Below are 19,846 nucleotides of genomic sequence, written 5' to 3'. Positions count from 1 at the left end.
GAGGGCGGGGAGCGTCAGGACGGTCCGGTTTGTGGGTGTTACGAGGGCTTTGGCGGAACGCTGCAGGTGGTGTGAGCAGCGGAAACCGGGAAACGTTCGGAAGTGGGCCAACTTCCGTTGGATTAAGCAAAAGTTTGGTAACGGGAGATAGAAGAGCTAGACGCGGCGCTTCGCAGGGCCTAAAGTCTCGACGCAACACGGGTGTAACGCACGGCACACGACCCGGCAACCAGCACCTCAAGCGAGGTGTGGTGGTGTAGCCGCGTGTCGCGGACGCCTGCCTGCGACCAGATGAGGAGGTGCCTTTGTGAACACGGTCAGTGCGGTAGATGGTCCGGTTCAGTCGCGCCTGCTCCGCTTGTTGCGGGACACCGGTGCGTTGTCGCGTGCGGAGCTGGCGGATCGCCTGGAGGTGCCGCGGCCGCGGCTGCTCGCGGACCTGGACGCGCTCGTCGCGACCGGGCTGATCCGTGAGGCCGGCCCGGCGGCCAGCCGGGGCGGGCGCAGGTCGACGCTCGTGGAGCTCAACCCCGATCTGCGGTTCGCCGCGGTCGACCTGGGGGCGAGCTCGATCGACGTGGAGATCACCGACGGGAGACTGGAGCCGGTCACGGCGTACGGTGAGCCCGCCGACATCAGGTCGGGACCGAAGGTGATACTGCAGCGGGTCAACGAGATTCTGCACAAGTTCCGTGCGGAGGGCTCGTTCGAGCGGTTGCACGCCATCGGCATCGGGGTGCCGGGCCCGGTCAGTTTCCGGGACGGTGTCCCGGTCTCGCCGCCGATCATGCCGGGCTGGGACAGGTTCCCGGTCCGGGAGGTGCTCGGGCGCGAGTTCAACTGCCCGGTCGTCGTCGACAACGACGTGAACATCATGAGCATCGGCGAGCGCTACGGCGGCGTCGCGCACTCGGTGGACAACCTGCTCTTCCTCAAGGTGGGGACCGGCATCGGGTGCGGTATCTACCTCAACGGCGAGGTCTACCGGGGCACCGACGGGTGCGCCGGCGACATCGGGCACATCCAGGTCGACAGTCACGGGCCGGTGTGCTCGTGCGGCAATGTCGGCTGCCTGGAGGCCCTGTTCGGCGGTGGCGCTCTCGCGCGTGACGCGACGGCGGCGGCCCGCAGCGGTGCCTCGCCGGCACTCGCGGACCGTTTGAACGCCAACGGCATCGTGACCGCCAAGGACGTCGCCGACGGCGCGGCCGAAGGTGACGTCACGTGCATCCGACTGATCCGTGACGGTGGGCGCCGGGTGGGTGGGGTGCTGGCCGGTCTGGTCAGCTTCATCAACCCGTCGATGATCGTGATCGGCGGCGGTCTCGCCGGCCTCGGTCACATCCTGCTGGCGGAGATCCGCAGCGTCGTCTACCGGCGTTCGCTTCCCCTCGCGACCGGCAATCTGCCGGTCGTCCTGTCCGAGCTCGGCCCCCGCGCCGGCGTTGTTGGCGCCGCGGTGCTGGCCAGCGAACTCGCATATGGACGGCCATCATGACAATTACGGACGACATCGTCCTGAGACTTACTGACGTAGTGAAGACCTTCCCCGGTGTACGAGCGCTCGACGGTGTGCAGCTGGAGGTGCGGGCCGGAGAGGTGCACTGCCTCCTCGGGCAGAACGGCGCGGGCAAGTCCACGCTGATCAAGGTGCTCTCCGGCGCGCACACCCCGGACTCGGGCGAGATCATGTGGCTGGGTCAACCGGCCACGTTCAACAGCCCGCAGACGGCCATGAAGGCCGGCATCGCCACCATCTACCAGGAGCTCGACCTCGTCAACGACCTCAGCGTCGCCGAGAACATCTACCTCGGGCACGAGCCGCACAGCGGCGGGTTCGTCGCCCGGCGCACCATGCGCCGGGGCGCGGCGGAGATCCTCGGGCGACTCGGCCACGCGGAGATCCCCGCCGGCCGGGAGGTCGGCAAGCTGCCGGCCGCCGCGAAGCAGATCGTGAGCATGGGCCGGGCGCTGTCCCGCGAGGCCCGGCTGCTCATCATGGACGAGCCGAGCGCCGTGCTCGCCCATGACGAGGTGCAGAACCTGTTCCGCATGGTCCGCGCGCTGACGGCGCAGGGCATCGCGGTCATCTACATCTCCCACCGCATGGAGGAGATCCGCGAGATCGGCGACCGCGTGACGGTGCTCAAGGACGGCCGCACGACCGCGGCCAACCTCGACGCGAAGAGCACGCCGACCCGCGAGCTGGTGAGCCGGATGACCGGCCGCACCATCGAATACGTTTTTCCGGATAAAACGGAAAAGACGGATAAATCAGCGCCGCTCCTCCTCGACGTCGACGGGCTCAGCCTGGAAGGACGCTTCAGCGACATATCGCTGAAGGTCCACGCCGGGGAGATCGTCGGGATCACGGGCCTCGTCGGCTCCGGAAGGTCCGAGGTCCTGGAGACCATCTTCGGCGCCCGCCGCGCGACCGCCGGCACGGTGTCGATCGACGGCAAGACCCTGCGCCGCGGCAGCGTCAACGCCGCGGTGAAGGCCGGCATCGGCATGGCGCCGGAGGAGCGCAAGAGTCAGGCGCTCCTGCTCGGCGAGCCGATCTACCGCAACGTCACCCTGGCCGGCTTCACCCGCTTCGCGCGGGTCGGCTTCACCGACTCGGGACGCGAGCGCGCCGAGGCCGAGAAGATCACCCAAGGCCTCGACCTGCGCCCGAACGACGTCCGGCGCCCGGTGCGCACCCTGTCCGGCGGCAACCAGCAGAAGGTCGTCGTCGGCCGCTGGCTGCTGGGCGGCACCCGCCTGCTCCTGCTCGACGAGCCCACCCGTGGCGTCGACGTGGGTGCCCGCGCCGAGCTGTACCAGGTGATCCGCAGACTCGCCGACGAGGGTGTCGGCGTGCTGCTCGTGTCCAGCGAGGTGCCCGAGGTGCTGGGCCTGTCCGACCGCGTGCTCGTCATGCGTGAGGGCCGGCTCGTGCGCGAGGCCCTCGCCGACGAACTCGACGAAGACACTGTGCTCGACCTGGTGATGGCCGGTTCCCTGCTCGACGGGGCCGACCTGGCGAGCACCGCCCCTGAAGGGACCGCAGCATGAGCACCGCGACCACACCGTCCGCCGACCCGGTGGAGCTGAGCAAAGGCACGCCGGGCCCGGCCGCCGGGCAGGGCTGGTGGCAGCGGGACGGCGCCGACTCCGCCAAGCGCAACCTCGCCCTCATCGGCGTGCTGGCGCTGCTGCTGATCATCGGCGCGGTCACCCGTCCCGACATCTTCCTCGACATCGACCGGCTCTGGTCCAACGAGCTGACGGTGCTGACCCAGGCGTCCAGCATCGGCGTGATCGTGGTCGGCATGACCTTCGTGATGATCAGCGGCGGCATCGACCTGTCGGTCGGAGCGCTGCTCGCATTGGCCAGCGTCTGGTGTACGACCGTGGCGACCCAGGACATGGGGCCGGCCGCGATGGTCTTCACCGCACTCGCGGTCGGTGCGGCCGCCGGCCTCGTCAACGGCGGCCTGATCGCCTACGGCAAGCTGGTGCCGTTCATCGCCACGCTCGCCATGATGCTGTCGGCCCGCGGCCTGGCCCAGAACATCTCCGGGTCGCGCACCCAGATCACCTCGGACCCGTTCATCAAGAGCCTCGCCGGCGACCGGTTGTTCGGCGTGCCGTACATGGTCATCATCTTCCTGGCCGTGACCGCGCTCGGCTGGGTCCTGCTCAACCGCACCACCTTCGGCCGGCGCACCGTCGCGATCGGTGGCAACGCCGAGGCCGCCCGCCTGGCCGGCATCAACGTCCGGATGCAGACGATGCTGCTGTACGTGCTGTCCGGCGTCTGCTGCGGTATCGCCGCGCTGATGATCGTGTCGCAGACGACGTCCGGCAGCAACACGCACGGCGACCTGTACGAGCTCAACGCGATCGCCGCGGCGATCATCGGCGGCACCGCCCTCACCGGCGGCCGCGGCACCATCGTCGGCTCGCTGCTCGGCGTGCTGATCTTCACGCAGATCACGAACCTGTTCATCGTCAACAACCTGCAGCTGGACGTCCAGCGGATCATCAACGGCGGCATCATCGTCGCGGCCGTCCTGATCCAGCAGTTCCGGGTCGGCTCGTTCTTCCGGACGCGCTTCAAGAAACGACCCGCCTGAAGATAGGCACCAAGGCCCAACCCGATAGGGCAGATCACCGCTGAACACCATCACCGCCGTCCAGCCGCGACGGCAGTGCTGATCAACACGCCCAAAATGCTCCGCAAAAGTACACACCCCCATCCCACAGACGACCAGGAGGTCGTGATGAGCGCATCCTCGGCTGACATGTCCCGCCGCAAGCTTCTCCTCGGTGGGGCCGCGGTCGGCGCCGGCGCACTGCTCGCCGGTTGCACGTCCAACGACACCAAGGACTCCAACGCCGGCACCAACACCAAAGAGAACACCGCCGCCACCGAGGCGCCGGGCAAGGCCGTCACCATCGGCTTCTCCGCCCCGGCCGCCGACCACGGCTGGATCGGTGCCATCACCGCCAACGCCAAGGCGCAGGCGGCCAAGTTCTCCGACGTGACCCTGAAGGTCGTCGACGCCGGTAAGGACGCTCCCGCGCAGATCGCCGCGCTGGACACCCTGATCGGCTCGAAGCCCGACGCGATCGTGCTGCTGCCGCAGGACGGCGCGCAGCTGACGGAGATCGGCAAGAAGGCCACCGCGGCCGGCATCATCGTCATCAACCTCGACCGCGAGTTCTCGGACTCGGCCGCCTCGTTCTCGCTGATCAAGGGCGACAACTACGGCATGGGCATCGCCGCCGGCAAGTTCATCGGCGAGAAGCTCAAGGGCAAGACCGACGCGGTCATCGGCGAGATCCCCGGCATCGACGAGCTCCAGCTGACCAAGGACCGGTCGAAGGGCTTCGCCGACGCGCTGAAGACCTACGGCCTGACCGTCAAGCACCGCGTCGCCGCCGGCTTCACGGTGGAGTCGGGCCAGAAGGCCGCGGCGAACCTGCTGCAGGCCGCCCCGAAGCTCGACGCCGTGTGGAACCACGACGACGACCAGGGCGTCGGCGTGCTCGCCGCGATCCAGCAGTCGGGCCGCAAGGAGTTCTTCATGGTCGGCGGCGCGGGCTCCCGCGACGCGATGGACCACATCAAGGCCGGTGACACGGTGCTGACCGCCACGGTCACCTACCCGCCGTCGATGGCGTCCTCGGCGATCATCCTGGCCCGGCTCGCCGCCCAGGGCAAGGGCATGGGCGACCTGGTCGAGCTGCAGGTGCCGAAGCTGATCGTCCTGCAGTCCGAGACGATCACGAAGGACAACGTCGACAAGTACCTGCCGCTCGGCTTCAAGTCCTAGCAGGTCGTCAGGTAGAGCCAACCACCAGAAAGGAACCGCCAAGTGTCCACTCAGGGCAGCAGCGGGGAGCTGCGCGTCGGCATGGTCGGATACGCGTTCATGGGCGCCGCGCACTCACAGGCGTGGCGCACCGTGAACCGGGTCTTCGACCTGCCTGCGCGGGCGACCATGGTCGCCGTCTGCGGCCGCGATGGGGCGAAGGTGGCGGACGCCGCTAGCCGGCTCGGGTGGGCCGAAGCGGTGACCGACTGGCGCGAGCTGATCGCCCGGGACGACATCGACGTCATCGACGTCTGTACCCCGGGCGACAGCCACGCCGAGATCGCCATCGCCGCGCTGGAAGCGGGCAAGCACGTGCTGTGCGAGAAGCCTCTCGCCAACACGGTCGACGAGGCGCGCGCGATGGTCGCGGCGGCGGTCAAGGCCCGGGCGCTCGGCGTCCGGTCCGCCTGCGGGTTCAACTACCGCCGGGTCCCCGCCGTGTCGCTGATGCGCAACCTCATCGCCGACGGCCGGCTCGGCGCGATCCGGCACGTCAGAGCCGTCTATCTGCAGGACTGGATCACCGATCCGAACTTCCCGCTCGTCTGGCGGCTCCAGAAGGACAAGGCCGGCTCGGGCGCGCTCGGCGACATCGGCGCGCACATCATCGACCTGACCCAGTTCGTCACCGGCCAGCAGATCACCGGTGTCACGGGCATCACGGAGACGTTCATCAAGGAGCGTCCGCTCCCTGAGGCGTCCAGTGGGCTGTCGGCGAGCGCCGGCGCGACGACGGGGGAGGTCACCGTCGACGACGCGGCTGTCTTCGTCGCGCGGCTCTCCGGCGGTGGCCTGGCCACCTACGAGGCGACCCGCTTCGCGACCGGCCGCAAGAACGGGCTCAAGGTCGAGATCAACGGTGAGCTCGGCTCGCTGGTGTTCGACCTGGAGCGGCTCAACGAACTGGAGTACTACGACGCCACCAGGCCGACCGCCGAGCAGGGCTTCAGCCGGATCCTGGTGACCGAGGGCGAGCACCCGTACGTCGCCGCGTGGTGGCCGCCGGGGCACATCATCGGCTACGAGCACTCGTTCACCCACGAGATGCGGGACTTCATCGAGGCGGTGGCCACCGGACAGGATCCGACGCCGTCGTTCGAGGAGGCGCTGCAGGTACAACTCGTGCTGGACGCCGTGGAGAAGTCCGACGCGTCCTGGGTCAGCGTGCTGGCATGAGTGATCCGCAGCGCAGCGCAGTGATCGCTCGTCATGGGCTCAGTGCCGGTTCAGGCCGGCGCTGGAGCGCAGCGGAGGCGACGGAATGAGTGATCCGCAGCGCAGCGGAGCGATCGCTCGTCATGGGCTCAGTGCCGGTTCAGGCCGGCGCTGGAGCGCAGCGGAGGCGACGGAATGAACGATCCCTACGCCCCCACGCCTGCGGACCGGTTCTCGTTCGGGCTCTGGACGGTGGGCTGGCAGGCCCAGGACGTCTTCGGCTCGGCGTCCCGCGCGGCGCTCGACCCCGTCGAGTCCGTGCACCGGCTCGCGGAGCTGGGGGCGTACGGGGTGAGCTTCCACGACGACGACCTGATCCCCTTCGGCAGCGACGACACCGTCCGTGACAAGTTGATCGGCCGGTTCCGCGAAGCCCTCGACACCAGCGGCCTGGTCGTGTCGATGGCGACCACGAACCTGTTCGGCCACCCCATCTTCAAGGACGGCGCGTTCACCGCCAACGACCGTGCCGTCCGCCGCTTCGCGCTGCAGAAGGTGCTGCGCAACATCGACCTCGCCGCCGAGCTCGGCGCGCCGACCTACGTGCTGTGGGGCGGCCGGGAAGGCGCGGAGTCCGGGGCCGGCAAGCAGATGCGCGCGGCCCTGGACCGGTACCGCGAGGCGATCAACGCTCTCTGCGCGTACATCCGGGAACGCGGCTACGACATCCGCCTCGCCATCGAACCCAAGCCCAACGAGCCGCGCGGCGACATCCTGCTGCCGACGATCGGTCACGCCCTCGCGCTGATCTCGACCCTGGATGAGCCGTCGCGGGTGGGGCTCAACCCGGAGGTCGGGCACGAGGAGATGGCCGGGCTCAACTTCGCCCACGGCATCGCCCAGGCGCTCTGGCACGGCAAACTGTTCCACATCGACCTCAACGGTCAGCACGGCCCGCGCTTCGACCAGGACCTGCGCTTCGGCGCCGGCAACCTGCGCGGCGCGTTCTGGACCGTCGACGTCCTGGAGAACAGCTCCGGCTATCCGACGGCGTACGCGGGTCCCCGCCACTTCGACTACAAGCCACCACGTACCGAGGACGCCGCCGGGGTGTGGGTCACCGCGGCTGCGTGCATGCGCAACTACCTGATCCTCAAGGACAAGGTCCGCACGTTCCGCGACGACCCCGAGGTCTCGGCCGCCCTGGCCACGGCCCGGGTCGACGAGCTGTCGGTGCCGACGCTGATGCCGGGGGAGTCCCTGGCGACGCTGCGTGCCGAGGAGATCGACGTCGAGGCGGTGGCCGCCCGCGGGATGGCCTTCGAGCGGCTCGACCAGCTCGCCATGGAACACCTCCTGGGTGTCAGGGGATAACGAAGCTTTTCCTCGCCGGCAGCGAGGGCCCGGCCGCGGTTGCGCCCCGCGACCGGGGAGGCCGGCGGGGAAGGGTCGGTCAGGCCGGCGCGGCACGCTTTCCCGGTGCCGCGCCGGCGGGACAGGAACAACTGAATCGACATCATGACGGCGCGACGGCGCGCGCTCACGCCCATCGTGAAGGAACTGTCATGCCCAGACGCACCGTCCGGAACTGGTTCGCCGCCGCTACGGCGGGCCTGCTCGTCGCGGCAACACTGAACCCGGCGCCCGCCAGCGCCGCCGACGCCCCGTACAAGGTCCTCGTCTTCTCCAAGACCGCCGGCTTCCGCCACTCGGCGATCCCCAACGGCATCGCCGCCGTGCAGTCGCTCGGCACCACCAACAACTTCACCGTCACCGCCACCGAGGACGCCGCCGCGTTCACCACCGCCAACCTGGCCCAGTACCAGACGGTGGTGTTCATGTCGACGACCGGCGACGTGCTCAACGACGCCCAGCAGACCGCCTTCGAGAGCTACATCCGCGGCGGCGGCGGGTACGTCGGCGTGCACGCGGCGGCCGACACCGAGTACAGCTGGCCGTTCTACGGCACGCTGGTCGGCGCCTGGTTCGCCTCGCACCCGGCGATCCAGCAGGCGAGCGTCAATGTCGAGGACCGCAGCCACCCGGCGACGGCCCACCTCGGCGCCACCTGGACCCGCACCGACGAGTGGTACAACTACCAGACCAACCCGCGGGCCACGGCGCACGTCCTGGCCTCGCTCAACGAGTCGTCGTACTCGGGTGGCTCGATGAGCGGCGACCACCCGATCACCTGGTGCAAGACCATCGACAACGGCCGGTCGTTCTACACCGGCTTCGGGCACACCGAGGAGAGCTACGCCGACGCCAACTTCCGCAACCTGCTGCTGGGTGCGCTGCGGTACACCGCCAAGCGGGCCGACGGCAACTGCGCCGCCCCGGTCGTGCCGTCCGGCAGCGTCTACCAGGGCGAGGCGTGGTCGTCCACCGGCGGCGTCCAGGTCGCGGACCACGCGCCCGCCGTCGGCGGCAAGACCGCCGGCTACATCGACAACAACGACTGGATCGCGTTCAACGGCGTGAACCTGTCCAACGTCACCGGCGCCACGCTGCGGACGTCGTCGGCCGGCGCCGGCGGTACCGTCGAGATCCGCGCCGGCTCGACCACCGGAACCCTGCTCGGCAGCGCCGCGATCGCCAACACCGGCAGCTGGGACACCTTCCGCGACGTGTTCACCCCGCTCTCCACGAGCACGAACACGACGCTGTACCTGGTGTTCAAGGGCACCGGCAGCTCACTGTTCGACCTGGACCAGATCACGCTGACCCGTGCTTCGACCACCCGCCAGGGTGAGGCGTGGTCGTCGAACAGCGGCCTGCAGGTCGCCGCGCACGGCCCCGCCACCGGTGGCCAGACCGCGGGCTTCATCGACAACAACGACTGGGCCGCGTACTCCGGGGTCACGCTGTCCAACGTCGCCGGCGTCCGCGTCAAGTGGTCCTCGGCGGGTCCCGGCGGCACGATCGAGTTCCGGGCCGGCTCCGCGACCGGCGCGCTGCTCGGCTCCCTCGCGGTCGCCAACACCGGCGGCTGGGACACGTTCCGGACCGCCTCGGTGGCGTTGAGCACCAACGCCTCGACCACGATCTACCTGGTGTTCCGCGGTGGCAGCGGATCGCTCTTCGATGTCGACGAGTTCACGTTGTTCAACGCCTGAACTCCTGTGATTTCAGTCGTGGCGCTGCCCACGGCTGAACAGACGGGTGGCGGGGTCGCGACGCCGACCGGCCTCGCCGTCCGGGCCCCGTCCGCTCGGATGCACCACAGCACCTGCCACAACGTCCCGGGTGGTGACGCCGACTCCCCCCGTGGCCGGGCAGGTGCGATCCGGGCGGACGGGTCGCCTTTTTTGCGGCTTGTACTGGTGGGGGCTCGTTCATAAAATGGGCTCAGCACCTGGTCGGCCCTCGGACAGGTGCGGGTGGGAGGCGCAACCCACCCGCGCCGCAACACGTGTCCGCGGCCTCTTTTGCAGGTCCCTCCCTCGCGCCCTCATCACCGCCGTTACATCGGAGGATCACTCATGGCGCGTCCAATCACGCTGTTCACCGGCCAGTGGGCCGATCTGCCCTTCGAGGAGGTCTGCCGGCTCGCCTCGGAGTGGGGCTACGACGGCCTCGAGATCGCCTGCTGGGGCGACCACTTCGAGGTCGACAAGGCGCTCTCCGACGACTCCTACGTGGACCGGAAGCTGGAGACCCTGGCCAAGCACAACCTGAAGGTCTACGCGATCTCCAACCACCTGGTCGGCCAGGCCGTCTGCGACCACCCGATCGACCAGCGTCACCAGGGCATCCTGCCCGCCCGCATCTGGGGCGACGGCTCCCCGGAAGGCGTCCGTCAGCGGGCCGCTCTTGAGATCGCGGACACCGCCCGCGCGGCCCGCAAGCTCGGGGTCGACGTCGTGGTCGGCTTCACCGGCTCGTCCATCTGGCACACGCTGGCCATGTTCCCGCCGGTGCCGCCGCAGATGATCGAAGACGGTTACCAGGACTTCGCCGACCGCTGGAACCCGATCCTCGACGTCTTCGACGAGGTCGGCGTCCGCTTCGCGCACGAGGTGCACCCCAGCGAGATCGCCTACGACTACTGGACCACCAAGCGCACCCTCGAGGCGATCGGCAACCGCCCCGCGTTCGGCCTCAACTGGGACCCGTCGCACTTCGTGTGGCAGGAGCTCGACCCGGTGAACTTCATCTTCGACTTCGCCGACCGCATCTACCACGTCGACTGCAAGGACGCCAAGGTCCGCACCGGCGACGGCCGCCGCGGCCGGCTCGCCTCGCACCTGCCGTGGGCCGACATGCGCCGCGGCTGGGACTTCGTCTCCACCGGCCACGGCGACGTGCCGTGGGAGGACTGCTTCCGCGCGCTCAACGCGATCGGCTACAACGGCCCGATCTCGATCGAGTGGGAGGACGCCGGCATGGACCGCCTCATCGGCGCCCCCGAGGCCCTGTCCTTCGTGCGCCGCCTGGCCTTCGACGCCCCGGCGGCCGCCTTCGACGCGGCGTTCTCGTCCTCGTCCTGAGCACTGATGAAAGGGCCGGCCCCTGTTGTGGGGCCGGCCCTTTCGCGTCCTCTTCGTGCTTTCGGGCGCTCTCTTTGCGCTTTCGGGCGCTTAGAAGCTGGTGCCGCCGCTGGGGGTCGTCTTCGACGGACCCGTCGTGGCCAGGACGTCACGCTCGATGGCGGGCGTCTCCGACCCCATCAGCCGCTGCCCGAGATCGCTCTCGGCGAACCGGCTGTTGGCCAGCTTGTCGGTCACCTTGGTCTTGCCCTCGCTGTAGAGCCGCGTCGCCTGCTCCTGGACGACCCCGGCGGCTTCCTGCACCGTCGGGCTCTCCTTGATCTTCAGAGCAGTGGCCTTGAGCTCTTCATACTTCTCCCGACCGGCCCGGGCACCGAGCACAAAGCCCGCGGCCAGTCCGCCGAGGAACAGTAGCTTGCCGCGCATAGCGACTTACCTCCTTCTGGGCCTGCGCCCGGTCATCGCCTGGTCATCAGCGCCGTCCTGCTGCCTGAGTTACCCGTCCATCGTCGTTCCGACACATCGATCATGTGCCCGTTTGCAGAGATCTGGCACACGATGGGATGGTCTCCGCCGCGCCGCGCACAACCCGCTGGCGTGACCCCGGGGTCCGTGCTGTACTCTTTGCCGGTCGCCCTGATTCACCGGGTTAGCCCGCAGGACGCTGCAATCCCGCGTAGCTCAATTGGCAGAGCAGCCGGCTGTTAACCGGCAGGTTATAGGTTCGAGTCCTATCGCGGGAGCTCCAAACGGCCCCTTACCGGGGCCATTTTAGCGCCCGGACCCCTTTCCGGGCGGCGTCCCGGTTGCACAGGTCGGTAAGCTTGCGATCGCTCGGGGCGGTAGCTCAGCGGGTTAGAGCAGGGGACTCATAATCCCTCGGTCGCGGGTTCGAGTCCCGCCCGCCCCACCATGTGAGGCAGTGCGCGAACCGGCGCGCCCAGCGGCACCCGAAACACCGGGATGATCCGATAGTCGGCCGTGACCTTGATTTCCGCGATCAGGCGTTCGATCAGGGCCTTCCGCTCGGCGGACGCGCCCTCGGCGATGGCGTGCCGCAGCTCTGCCCGGATGCCCTCCAGGGTGTCCGGCTCCGGCATGGTCGGCTCGTCCTCGATCAGGTCGGTGATCTCGTCCCGGCGGCTGCTGAGTGCCACGATTTCCTGTTTGAGTGCTTTGATCCGTTCTCCGGCGATCGTGTCGTCCAGGGTGCCTGCCTCGAACGCCGTCAAGTAGCGCTCGATCGCACCGCTTTTCGCGATGATGTCCGCCTGGACGGTGTCGAGTTCCGCGCGGCGGTCCTCGTGACGCTCCCGACGGTGGTTCCGGGCCTCGGCGATCGCGTCCCGGATGAGGGTGTCGGCGTCGCTGTAGAAGTTGTAGAGCGCCTGCAGCGTGGCGTCGTCGGTGGCGGGCGCGTCGAGGCGCGGTGCCGAACAGCCGTGCGTGCCGTACCGGCTGCGGGAGTAACAGGTGTAGTAGCGGTAGGTCTGGTTCCGCCCCCGCGCTGAGGTTCCGATGTACTTGTTGCCGCAGTCCGGGCAGGTGATGAGGCCGGTGAGGTGATACTCGGAGCCACTCATCGCACGCTGGGAACCGTCGGTGCGGGCGTCAGCGATCTCCCGGATGCGGCGCCAGGTGTCGCGGTCGATCAGGGCCGGGTGGGCGTCGGCCACGTAGACGTCGGCGTAGGAGATGTCACCGGCGTAGGCGGGGCTCTCCAGAATGCGGCCGATGGTGAGGCCCGACCATCGCTTGCCGGTGCGGTTGGTGATGCCGCGCCGGTTGAGTTCGGTGGCGATGGCCCGGGTACCGAGGCGTTCGTGGACGTACAGGCGGGCGATCTCCCGCACGATGGGCGCCTCAGCCTCGTGGACCGTCAGTTTCTGGGTGGGCCGGTCGACGTGGTAGCCGTAGGGGCGGTTGCCGCCCACCCATTGACCCTTCTGCGCCTTGGCCGCCATGCCATTGATGACCCGGTCGATGATCGTCTCGCGTTCGAACTCGGCGAAGACGCCGAGCAACTGCACCAGCATCCGCCCGATCGAGGTGGAGGTGTCGAACGGCTCGGTGGCGGACACGAACGCCACGCCGGCCTCGTCGAGCTGGCCGAGTAGCTCCAGGAGGTCCGACAGGCGCCTGGTGAAGCGGTCGACGCGGTACACGAGCAGCACATCGAACCGATCGGCCTGGGCGGCGTGGAGGGCTCGCTGCAACCCTGGCCGATTGGTTGTGGCACCGGATGCGTCGTCGCTGAACGGTTCACCGACGAGCGTCCAGCCGGGCTGTGACGCGATGTACGCGCGCAAGCTGGCGAGCTGTGCGTCGATGGAGAACGGCTGGCGTTCGTCGTCGGTGGAGCGGCGGACGTAGATGGCGATCCGGCGGTCACCGGTCGGCTTGTCGCCGAATCCGCTACGAGGACGGCGACGCTTGGGGCTCGTGGTCATCGTTCGTGTCCTTATGTCTGTGGCCGGTCGGTGACGATGCTGGTCGCCACCGACCGGACGGATCAGTCGGCTTGACATCGGTTGCGGCGGTGCTCGTACTTGGCGATGAGGACGGCGAGGGCGTGGACGGCATCGGCGCGCTCGTCGTCGGTCATCGGTGTGGTTTCGACTGCGGCGACCTGGACGTCAGTCACGGCGGCTCGGCAGCGGCGTTTCCGGGGCGTTGCACCTCCTCTCGGCTGGACGTCCGTCCGTCGTCCGTCCGCGCGTTGATGGCGCAGACGCATGCGCGAGGCGGACGGACGTCCGTGCGGACGTTCAGTCGGCGCGCCAGCGTCCGCGGCTGACCTGCCGGGCGGTGCCTTGTTCGGCGCGGGTTTGGAGTCGGTCGTAGATCCATGTGCGGCCCATTCCGGTGAAGTGCATGAGTTCGGGGACGCTGAGGCCGTCGCTCGGGGCGTCGCGCAGCGCCATGGTGAGGGTGACTTCGGGGTCGATGACTTCGCCCTCGATGACCGGCTCGTCGTCGGGCGCCTGGAGCGCTGTTTCGGACAGCGCGTCGAGCGCTGGTCGGGTGTCGGCGTAGCGGGCCGCAGTGTCTTGGACGTTGTCGTCGGTGACGAGGTAGGCGCGGGCGCGCCGGGGTTGGGTGTGGCCGTCGGCGAGGAAGTAGAACTTGCCGGGTGCGTCGAGGGTGTGGGCGTGCCAGCCGGCGCTGAGCATGCCGTTGTCGAGGATGAGATCGACGTCGCGGCGCTCTCTGACTCGGAGGCAGATGCGGACGCTCATCTGCGATCGGAGCGCGCCGCCGCCCATGGACTTCTGGGTCGGGCGTTGGTTGGCGGCGAGGAGGGTCACGGCGATCGCTCGCCCGCGCCGGGCGATGGACTCCGCGGACTCGACGGCTGCGGCGGCTTGTTCGACGAGTTCGGCGTACTCGTCGACCACGATGACGAGTGCGGGTGCCTGGGGTGTCGGTGTCCAGGTCCGGGAGCCGTCGCGGCTCTGCGCTTCGGCGCGGGCGTTGAGGATGCGGACGCCGTCGCGGAGGAGCGCTGCCGCTTCGGCGGGTGTGGTGGCGAGCCGGGCGAGGCACGACGCCCAGGGGCGCAGTTCCATGCCGCCCTTGAGGTCGATACCCCAGAGGACAACGTCGGGGCAGGCGGCGAGGTTGCCGAGGACGATGTTGAGCACGCCGCTCTTGCCTGAGTCGGTGGTGCCGCCGATCAGGACGTGCTTGCGGAGCAGCGACAGCCGGACCTGTGTGGCGTCTTCGAAGACTCCGAGTTCGATCGGGTCGGTGACGGACTTGGCGCTCGGGCCGTGCCATGGGATGGCGCCGGCGTGTGGGTCTTCGGCGAGGACGCGCACGATCGCTCGTCCGGCGTGGGCGGGGTCTGCTTCGACGCGTACGGCGCCTGTGCGGGTGCCGAGGCCGGATTCGATAGCAGGAACGCGGCTGATGACGTCGGCGACGGTCTGGCCGTTGCTGAGCTTGATGCGGGCGCGCCAGCCCCAGACGTCGACCACGGCGGACATGACCCGCGACCCGGCGAGACCGATACTGTCGGCAACGTCCGGCCACGCCTGGACGGCGCGGTCGACCCGGACGCGTGCCCTCCGTCGTCGGTGCGTCCACCACGGCACTGCGGCGACGAGCGTGCCGACGACGAGCAGCGTCGGGAGCGGCCGGTGCCAAGGGCCTGCGGCTACAGCGACGGCGAGCCAGCCGCCCGCGCATGCCGTCGCGGTTGCGGCGTAGAGCCGTTCCTCCAACCGCTCTCCACGGGTCAAGACGCGTGCGATGACAGCGGCAGCGGCAACCAGGACCCATGGCCAGGTGGTCGGGTGGCTCAGGTGCAGGAACATTGCCGTGCCGAACAGGGTCAGGGCGGAGGTGAGCGGTGCGAGTTCGGAGCGGTAGCGGTAGAGCAGTCGGGCGAGGCCGGCGATGACGCTCGGCTCGTCGGCGACGAGCATCAACGGCTGGCTGTGTCGTCGTCGCCAGGCGCGGTGTCGTCTGCCGTAGGCCCTCACTGCTGCACCTCGTCCCGGAGGTACGTCAGGGCGTCGGGCTCTCCGTCGGTGTGCGCGTCGAGTGCGGCGCGGGCGGCGGCGAGGAGGTTGGCGTACTCGGTGCGGGCGACGGTCAGCAGCGTTGCTTGCCGTTCGATCTCGGCCAGGAGCACGGGGATGTCGGCGATGGAGGTCCAGAGGGCGACGCGGGTGCCACGGTGTAGCGCCGCGTCCACGTGGGCGAGGACGGCGTTGCGGTCGACGGTGGGTCTCGGTGCCTCGGGCATCAGTTGGTGTGCGCCTCCTTTCGTTCGGGTGCTTGGGATGCGTCGGCGAGCTGCCGCCGGAGTGCGGTCGCTCGCGGTCCGGAGATGCGCAGGGTCGTGCGGAGCGCGTCGCGGGTGATGGGCCGCCCGTTGTTGGCGGCGCGGTGCTGGGCATCGGCGTCGCGTGCTGCGGCGAGGAGTTCGTCCTCGGTCCGGACCGTCGGCTTCTGGGCCGGACTCGGGGCCGGACCGGGTTCCGGAGGGTCTTCGACGGTCCGGACCGCGTGCAGGTGGGCGGTCAGGCCGAGGACTGCTGCCGGTACGGCACCGACGGCCACCACGACGGGCCAGGTCACGGTGATGAGGTCGGCTGCTGCTGCGTGGTAGGCGGCGTTGCCAACGATGCTGGTCGTGATGGCGCCGATCGCGTTGGCGCGGGCGAACCGGACCGCGCGCTTCGGGTTGGTGCCGGACAGCCACACCCTGGCTGCGGTCATGGCGTAGGCGTCGATGGTGACCGGCAGCAGGATCGCGAGCCGTTCGGGCCAGCCGCTGAGCATCGCCAGCCCGCGCAGTCCGGTGAAGCTGGCGACCGCTGCTGAGGTCGCGGCGATGAGCATTCCGGCGACGACCCAGCCGTCGCGTTGTCTGGTCACAGGTCCAGCCCGGCGAGGTACTGGACAGCGGCGCTGATCAGCCGGCCGAGGTGAGGGCCGACCGTGGACGTGGCGAGGAAGTAGCCGAACAGGACGCAGACGCCGATGTGCCAGATGGAGAGGCGGGCGTAGCGCCACAACAGGTACACGAGCAGCCCGAGCAACAGGACGGCTGAGACCGAGACGAACAGTGTGGACTCCTTTCGGGTCAGGCGTTCGGGGGAGTAGTGGAAGGTCCGGGGCGGCGATGGATGCGGCCGGTGTGCCGGCGCTGCCAGCAGACCCGGGAGCGGCACTTCTTGCAGGAGTTACGGCTGTCCCGGTCGAGCTGCGCTCCGCACGGGCAGCGGCTTTCACCGTCGAGCGGGCCGGGGAGTGGCAAGGAAATGGCTCCTTTCGGTTCGCCACCGGCCCTCCTCGATAAGTTGCACATGATGTACATGTGCAAGTCTAGAGCGAAGCGGATGGCCAGTGAAGGTTCGTCATGCTTCGATGCCATGAGCATGCGGTCTGACAACGGGACGTGTTCAGGTCATGGCTGGACGTGTTGAAGATGTCTCGCCTACTGTGGGCATCTGCCGGGACGTCCTGCGACGGGGAGCCATGTCGAACGAACGCCTGCGTTCAGCGCTGCTGGAACGCGGCCTCACTCCGAATCGCCTCGCTGAGGTGCTCGAAGTCGACCCCAAGAGCGTGGAGCGCTGGATCAGTGGGCGGTTGCCGTACCGCCGTCATCGCTACGCCGTCGCCGCGCACCTCGGGGTGGATGAGGCGTATCTGTGGCCGGACGCGCTGACCCGTGACCAGGTCGCGAACGCCTCCGAGAGCGAGATCATCAACATCTACCCGGCGCGTTGGACGGTGCCGTCGGACATGTGGCGGATGTTCTTCGACAACGCCGAACGCGAGATCGGCGTCCTGGCCTACAGCGGCCTGTTCATCCCCGAGGACACCGGCATCCAGCGCATCTTCCGCCGCAAGGCCGCGGACGGCGCGACCATCCGCATCCTCATCGGCGACCCGGACAGCGCCGAAGTCACCCAACGCGGCATCGATGAAGGCATCGACATGGACATGGCCGCTCGGTGCCGCAACGCCATCGTGCTCTACCAGCCGCTACGGAACCTCGACGGCATCGAGTTCCGGCTGCACCGCACGATCCTCTACAACTCGATCTACCGCGCCGACGACCAGGTCCTCGTCAACACCCACATCTACGGCACGCCCGCCTCCAACGCGCCGGTGCTGCATCTGCGGCACGTCTCCGGCGGGGACATGGTCGGCACGTACACGGAGAGCTTCGATCGGGTCTGGAACGACGCCACACCACTGGATTGAGGTCCCTGCCATGGCTCGCCGCATCGACTACTTCGACGACCCAGCCGCACCACCGGCGAACAGCGTCGTGCCGTCAGCGAACGTCGTCGTGGTCGACGAGTCGGGGTCGCTGCTGCTGATCCGGCGGACGGACAACGACAACTGGGCGCTACCGGGCGGCGCGATGGATCCCGGGGAGTCGATGACCGACTGCGCGGTCCGGGAAACCCTTGAGGAGACCGGAATCCACGTCGAGGTGACCGGCCTCGTCGGCATCTACACCGACCCACGGCACGTCATCCTCTACACCAGCAACGGCGAGGCTCGGCAGGAGTTCTCCATCGTCTACACGGCCCGCCCGCTCGGCGGCACGCCGACGCCGAGCTCAGAGTCACGAGAGGTGCACTGGGTCCCGCCCGCCGATGTTGAGGGGCTTCAGATGCATCGGTCGATGCGGCTGCGGATTTCCCATTACCTTGCGGGCAAGAGGAAGCCGCACCTTGGATAGCGACTGGGTCAATGCCGCCGCGAGCATTTTCTCCGCCCTCGGCACAGTGGGCGCGTTCGTCGTGGGCTTCGTGCTCCTGCGCAGGGAGCAGAACCGCGAGGCCGAACGTGCCGAGGATGAACGACGCGGCCAGGCCGCTCGGATCAGCGCCTGGGTTGAGGCGTACCGCAAGCCGGACGGGACCCGCGAGCTGGCGTTCCACATCCACAACGCCAGCGACATGCCGATCTACGAGGTCGAACTCCCGATGCCGGATCCCTCGCCGTCGGGCGATGACCGAGACGTCGAGTTCGTCGGCATGGTGCCGCCAGGCCAGACGATCCGCCGGCCTGCGCCGGCTGCCTGGCTGCGTTCGTACGTCAACCCGGAACCGGTCGAGATCGAGTTCTTGGACAGCGCCGGCCGTAGGTGGACCCGTAACGAACAGGGCTCACTCGCGTCAGCGGTGGAGAGCCTCCCCAACCCGCTGTAGCGACGCCTCCAACAACGGACGTGCCTCGGTGAGCGACCGAGTGACGAGGTGCCCGTTGCCGTACCGCTGGAACGCTTCGCTGAGCCGCTCGTCCAGGTCGACGCGCTCACCCGTCGGACTGGTGGTCATGTCGCAGAATGTCAACGCGTCCAGGACGAAGTCCGCGGGGCTCGGGAACTCCTGAGCAAGGTCGTCGCCGAGGTCGCGGTTGCGGGCCTCGATCAGCGCACAGGAATGGTTGGCGACGAGGCGAATGAGCCGGTCGTCGGCATGTGCGACGTCGCGCAGATACCGAGCGCCGTCCAGGGGATGGAAGCCCGCCTGGTTGAGGTCAGGGGCGTAGCCGATGTCATGCAGCCAGGCCGCGCACACCAGAAGTTCGGCGTCTTCGCCGACGACCTGGGCGATGTTCTCCGCGGTGTGCCCGACGCCCTGAACATGCGCCCACCGCGTCGGTAGCGGTTCGGCCAGCATCCGCCCGGCGAGGTCACGCGCCCATCGGACATGTTCCACATGTCCGAGACTAGTGGCGCACGATCACCGTGGCTTCACGAAGCGACCCTTGCCCTGCACCGACACCGTGACGTCCTGGAGCGCCGCGAGCGCCTGCCGAGCTGTGCCCCGAGCGACGCCGTGCTGCTTCACCAACGCGGACTCGCTTGGAAGGAGCGCGCCAGCGGGCAGCTCTCCGGACTCGATCCGCGACCGCAGTTCGGCAGCGATGCGCTGGTACTGCGGTTGCGTCGGTGTACTTCGTTCACCGGGCGCGTTGACCAGCCGCCCCCGCCCGGGCTGCGTGGCGATCAACCCCTCCTCGGCCAGTTGATCCAGCGCTCGGCGCACTGTGTTGCGGGCGACGCCGTACTCGGTGACCAAAACGGCTTCGGAGGGCAGCGTGGATCCCGGCTTCAGCTCGCCAGAGGCGAGCCGGGCACGAAGTGCCTCCGTGATGCCTTTGTAGGCACCCCAAGCCGTTGACCGCATGACACCCTTCTCGCGTACCGATCGATCGTCAGTCTCCCAGGACGTCGAGCGTGACACCTCTTCCGGCCGCGTGAGGTTCCCCCCGGGGAGTGGACACCGAGTTAGCAGGACTGTGGTTCTGCTGGGAGGATGTCCGTCGTGCCTGCTGGTAAGCGTCGGTCGTATA

At 68.7% G+C, this 19,846-nt stretch carries 20 protein-coding genes and 2 tRNA genes; 13 read left to right on the top strand and 9 right to left on the bottom strand.

What is annotated here, in order from left to right:
• Positions 1–307 precede the first annotated feature (307 nt).
• The 8 genes from ABZS58_RS15915 (at position 308) to ABZS58_RS15880 (ending at position 11,011) form a co-directional block, all read left to right on the top strand.
• Positions 308–1,498: an ROK family transcriptional regulator gene (locus tag ABZS58_RS15915; RefSeq protein ID WP_354781909.1), complete on the top strand. Its 1,191-nt coding sequence runs from the start codon at positions 308–310 to the stop codon at positions 1,496–1,498.
• Entirely contained in the window at positions 1,495–3,057 is a 1,563-nt protein-coding gene (locus tag ABZS58_RS15910) for a sugar ABC transporter ATP-binding protein (RefSeq protein ID WP_354781907.1), read from the top strand. Before ABZS58_RS15915 ends, ABZS58_RS15910 begins: the two co-directional genes overlap by 4 nt.
• Positions 3,054–4,121 (top strand): ABC transporter permease, encoded by a 1,068-nt coding sequence (locus tag ABZS58_RS15905; RefSeq protein WP_354781905.1) that lies wholly within the window; start codon positions 3,054–3,056, stop codon positions 4,119–4,121. Before ABZS58_RS15910 ends, ABZS58_RS15905 begins: the two co-directional genes overlap by 4 nt.
• Positions 4,122–4,268: 147 nt before the next feature.
• Entirely contained in the window at positions 4,269–5,324 is a 1,056-nt protein-coding gene (locus tag ABZS58_RS15900; protein ID WP_354781903.1) for a substrate-binding domain-containing protein, read from the top strand.
• Positions 5,325–5,405: 81 nt separating this feature from the next.
• Complete coding sequence (locus ABZS58_RS15895; RefSeq protein WP_354782234.1) at positions 5,406–6,542, top strand: Gfo/Idh/MocA family oxidoreductase; 1,137 nt, start codon at positions 5,406–5,408, stop codon at positions 6,540–6,542.
• Positions 6,543–6,716: 174 nt separating this feature from the next.
• Positions 6,717–7,895, top strand: a complete 1,179-nt coding sequence (gene xylA, locus ABZS58_RS15890) for a xylose isomerase (protein WP_354781901.1) — start codon at positions 6,717–6,719, stop codon at positions 7,893–7,895.
• Between the two features lie 191 nt (positions 7,896–8,086).
• Positions 8,087–9,637: a ThuA domain-containing protein gene (locus ABZS58_RS15885; RefSeq protein ID WP_354781899.1), complete on the top strand. Its 1,551-nt coding sequence runs from the start codon at positions 8,087–8,089 to the stop codon at positions 9,635–9,637.
• A 366-nt stretch (positions 9,638–10,003) separates the two neighbouring features.
• Entirely contained in the window at positions 10,004–11,011 is a 1,008-nt protein-coding gene (locus ABZS58_RS15880) for a sugar phosphate isomerase/epimerase family protein (protein ID WP_354781897.1), read from the top strand.
• Positions 11,012–11,101: 90 nt separating this feature from the next.
• Here the strand turns inward: ABZS58_RS15880 and ABZS58_RS15875 are convergent, their stop codons facing one another.
• Complete coding sequence (locus ABZS58_RS15875; protein ID WP_354781895.1) at positions 11,102–11,437, bottom strand: hypothetical protein; 336 nt, start codon at positions 11,435–11,437, stop codon at positions 11,102–11,104.
• Positions 11,438–11,681: 244 nt separating this feature from the next.
• Between ABZS58_RS15875 and ABZS58_RS15870 the strand changes: the two genes are divergently transcribed.
• Positions 11,682–11,754 (top strand) — tRNA-Asn (locus ABZS58_RS15870).
• A gap of 93 nt (positions 11,755–11,847) precedes the next feature.
• Positions 11,848–11,924, top strand: a tRNA-Ile gene (locus ABZS58_RS15865).
• Here ABZS58_RS15865 and ABZS58_RS15860 read toward each other — a convergent pair.
• The 6 genes from ABZS58_RS15860 to ABZS58_RS15835 all read right to left on the bottom strand — a co-directional run bounded on the left by ABZS58_RS15860 (position 11,881) and on the right by ABZS58_RS15835 (position 16,695).
• Positions 11,881–13,461: a recombinase family protein gene (locus ABZS58_RS15860; RefSeq protein WP_354782232.1), complete on the bottom strand. Its 1,581-nt coding sequence runs from the start codon at positions 13,459–13,461 to the stop codon at positions 11,881–11,883. The two genes, ABZS58_RS15865 and ABZS58_RS15860, sit on opposite strands and share 44 nt — an antisense overlap.
• A 62-nt stretch (positions 13,462–13,523) precedes the next feature.
• Positions 13,524–13,655 carry a hypothetical protein gene (locus ABZS58_RS15855; RefSeq protein WP_354781893.1) on the bottom strand — a complete coding sequence of 44 codons (132 nt, stop codon included), beginning with the start codon at positions 13,653–13,655 and terminating at the stop codon, positions 13,524–13,526.
• A 124-nt stretch (positions 13,656–13,779) separates the two neighbouring features.
• Positions 13,780–15,498: an FtsK/SpoIIIE domain-containing protein gene (locus ABZS58_RS15850; protein ID WP_354781891.1), complete on the bottom strand. Its 1,719-nt coding sequence runs from the start codon at positions 15,496–15,498 to the stop codon at positions 13,780–13,782.
• Positions 15,495–15,764, bottom strand: coding sequence for a hypothetical protein (locus ABZS58_RS15845; RefSeq protein WP_354781889.1), 270 nt, complete (start codon positions 15,762–15,764; stop codon positions 15,495–15,497). Before ABZS58_RS15845 ends, ABZS58_RS15850 begins: the two co-directional genes overlap by 4 nt.
• Positions 15,764–16,399: a DUF2637 domain-containing protein gene (locus ABZS58_RS15840; protein ID WP_354781887.1), complete on the bottom strand. Its 636-nt coding sequence runs from the start codon at positions 16,397–16,399 to the stop codon at positions 15,764–15,766. The genes ABZS58_RS15845 and ABZS58_RS15840 overlap by 1 nt, the downstream gene beginning before the upstream one ends.
• The gene (locus ABZS58_RS15835) at positions 16,396–16,695 is read right to left on the bottom strand and encodes a hypothetical protein (RefSeq protein ID WP_354781885.1); all 300 of its coding nucleotides are present in this window, start codon (positions 16,693–16,695) and stop codon (positions 16,396–16,398) included. The genes ABZS58_RS15840 and ABZS58_RS15835 overlap by 4 nt, the downstream gene beginning before the upstream one ends.
• Positions 16,696–17,002: 307 nt before the next feature.
• Here ABZS58_RS15835 and ABZS58_RS15830 point away from each other — a divergent pair, with 307 nt between their 5' ends.
• From ABZS58_RS15830 to ABZS58_RS15820, 3 genes are read left to right on the top strand one after another with little or no spacing between them, the layout of a single operon-like run.
• The gene (locus tag ABZS58_RS15830) at positions 17,003–17,737 is read left to right on the top strand and encodes a helix-turn-helix transcriptional regulator (RefSeq protein WP_354781883.1); all 735 of its coding nucleotides are present in this window, start codon (positions 17,003–17,005) and stop codon (positions 17,735–17,737) included.
• Between the two features lie 10 nt (positions 17,738–17,747).
• Positions 17,748–18,224, top strand: a complete 477-nt coding sequence (locus ABZS58_RS15825) for an NUDIX domain-containing protein (RefSeq protein WP_354781881.1) — start codon at positions 17,748–17,750, stop codon at positions 18,222–18,224.
• Entirely contained in the window at positions 18,217–18,696 is a 480-nt protein-coding gene (locus ABZS58_RS15820) for a hypothetical protein (protein WP_354781879.1), read from the top strand. The genes ABZS58_RS15825 and ABZS58_RS15820 overlap by 8 nt, the downstream gene beginning before the upstream one ends.
• Here ABZS58_RS15820 and ABZS58_RS15815 read toward each other — a convergent pair.
• Both ABZS58_RS15815 and ABZS58_RS15810 read right to left on the bottom strand, forming a co-directional pair.
• The gene (locus tag ABZS58_RS15815) at positions 18,664–19,170 is read right to left on the bottom strand and encodes an HD domain-containing protein (RefSeq protein ID WP_354781877.1); all 507 of its coding nucleotides are present in this window, start codon (positions 19,168–19,170) and stop codon (positions 18,664–18,666) included. The two genes, ABZS58_RS15820 and ABZS58_RS15815, sit on opposite strands and share 33 nt — an antisense overlap.
• Before the next feature lie 63 nt (positions 19,171–19,233).
• Complete coding sequence (locus tag ABZS58_RS15810) at positions 19,234–19,680, bottom strand: GntR family transcriptional regulator (protein ID WP_354781875.1); 447 nt, start codon at positions 19,678–19,680, stop codon at positions 19,234–19,236.
• Between the last annotated feature and the right edge of the window lie 166 nt (positions 19,681–19,846).

Source organism: Dactylosporangium sp. NPDC005555 (genome assembly GCF_040605635.1).
Taxonomy (GTDB): Bacteria; Actinomycetota; Actinomycetes; order Mycobacteriales; family Micromonosporaceae; genus Dactylosporangium.
This window is presented reverse-complemented; position numbering and strand designations above follow the sequence as displayed.

What these genes read in the sequence shown, in the direction of transcription:
- ABZS58_RS15815 (WP_354781877.1), bottom strand. Translation starts at nt 19,170, where the DNA reads ATGCTGGCCGAACCGCTACCGACGCGGTGGGCGCATGTTCAGGGCGTC.
- ABZS58_RS15900 (WP_354781903.1), top strand. Translation starts at nt 4,269, where the DNA reads ATGAGCGCATCCTCGGCTGACATGTCCCGCCGCAAGCTTCTCCTCGGT.
- ABZS58_RS15875 (WP_354781895.1), bottom strand. Translation starts at nt 11,437, where the DNA reads ATGCGCGGCAAGCTACTGTTCCTCGGCGGACTGGCCGCGGGCTTTGTG.
- ABZS58_RS15895 (WP_354782234.1), top strand. Translation starts at nt 5,406, where the DNA reads ATGGTCGGATACGCGTTCATGGGCGCCGCGCACTCACAGGCGTGGCGC.
- ABZS58_RS15880 (WP_354781897.1), top strand. Translation starts at nt 10,004, where the DNA reads ATGGCGCGTCCAATCACGCTGTTCACCGGCCAGTGGGCCGATCTGCCC.
- xylA (WP_354781901.1), top strand. Translation starts at nt 6,717, where the DNA reads ATGAACGATCCCTACGCCCCCACGCCTGCGGACCGGTTCTCGTTCGGG.
- ABZS58_RS15830 (WP_354781883.1), top strand. Translation starts at nt 17,003, where the DNA reads ATGTCGAACGAACGCCTGCGTTCAGCGCTGCTGGAACGCGGCCTCACT.
- ABZS58_RS15910 (WP_354781907.1), top strand. Translation starts at nt 1,495, where the DNA reads ATGACAATTACGGACGACATCGTCCTGAGACTTACTGACGTAGTGAAG.
- ABZS58_RS15845 (WP_354781889.1), bottom strand. Translation starts at nt 15,764, where the DNA reads ATGCCCGAGGCACCGAGACCCACCGTCGACCGCAACGCCGTCCTCGCC.
- ABZS58_RS15905 (WP_354781905.1), top strand. Translation starts at nt 3,054, where the DNA reads ATGAGCACCGCGACCACACCGTCCGCCGACCCGGTGGAGCTGAGCAAA.
- ABZS58_RS15810 (WP_354781875.1), bottom strand. Translation starts at nt 19,680, where the DNA reads ATGCGGTCAACGGCTTGGGGTGCCTACAAAGGCATCACGGAGGCACTT.
- ABZS58_RS15885 (WP_354781899.1), top strand. Translation starts at nt 8,087, where the DNA reads ATGCCCAGACGCACCGTCCGGAACTGGTTCGCCGCCGCTACGGCGGGC.
- ABZS58_RS15825 (WP_354781881.1), top strand. Translation starts at nt 17,748, where the DNA reads ATGGCTCGCCGCATCGACTACTTCGACGACCCAGCCGCACCACCGGCG.
- ABZS58_RS15860 (WP_354782232.1), bottom strand. Translation starts at nt 13,461, where the DNA reads ATGACCACGAGCCCCAAGCGTCGCCGTCCTCGTAGCGGATTCGGCGAC.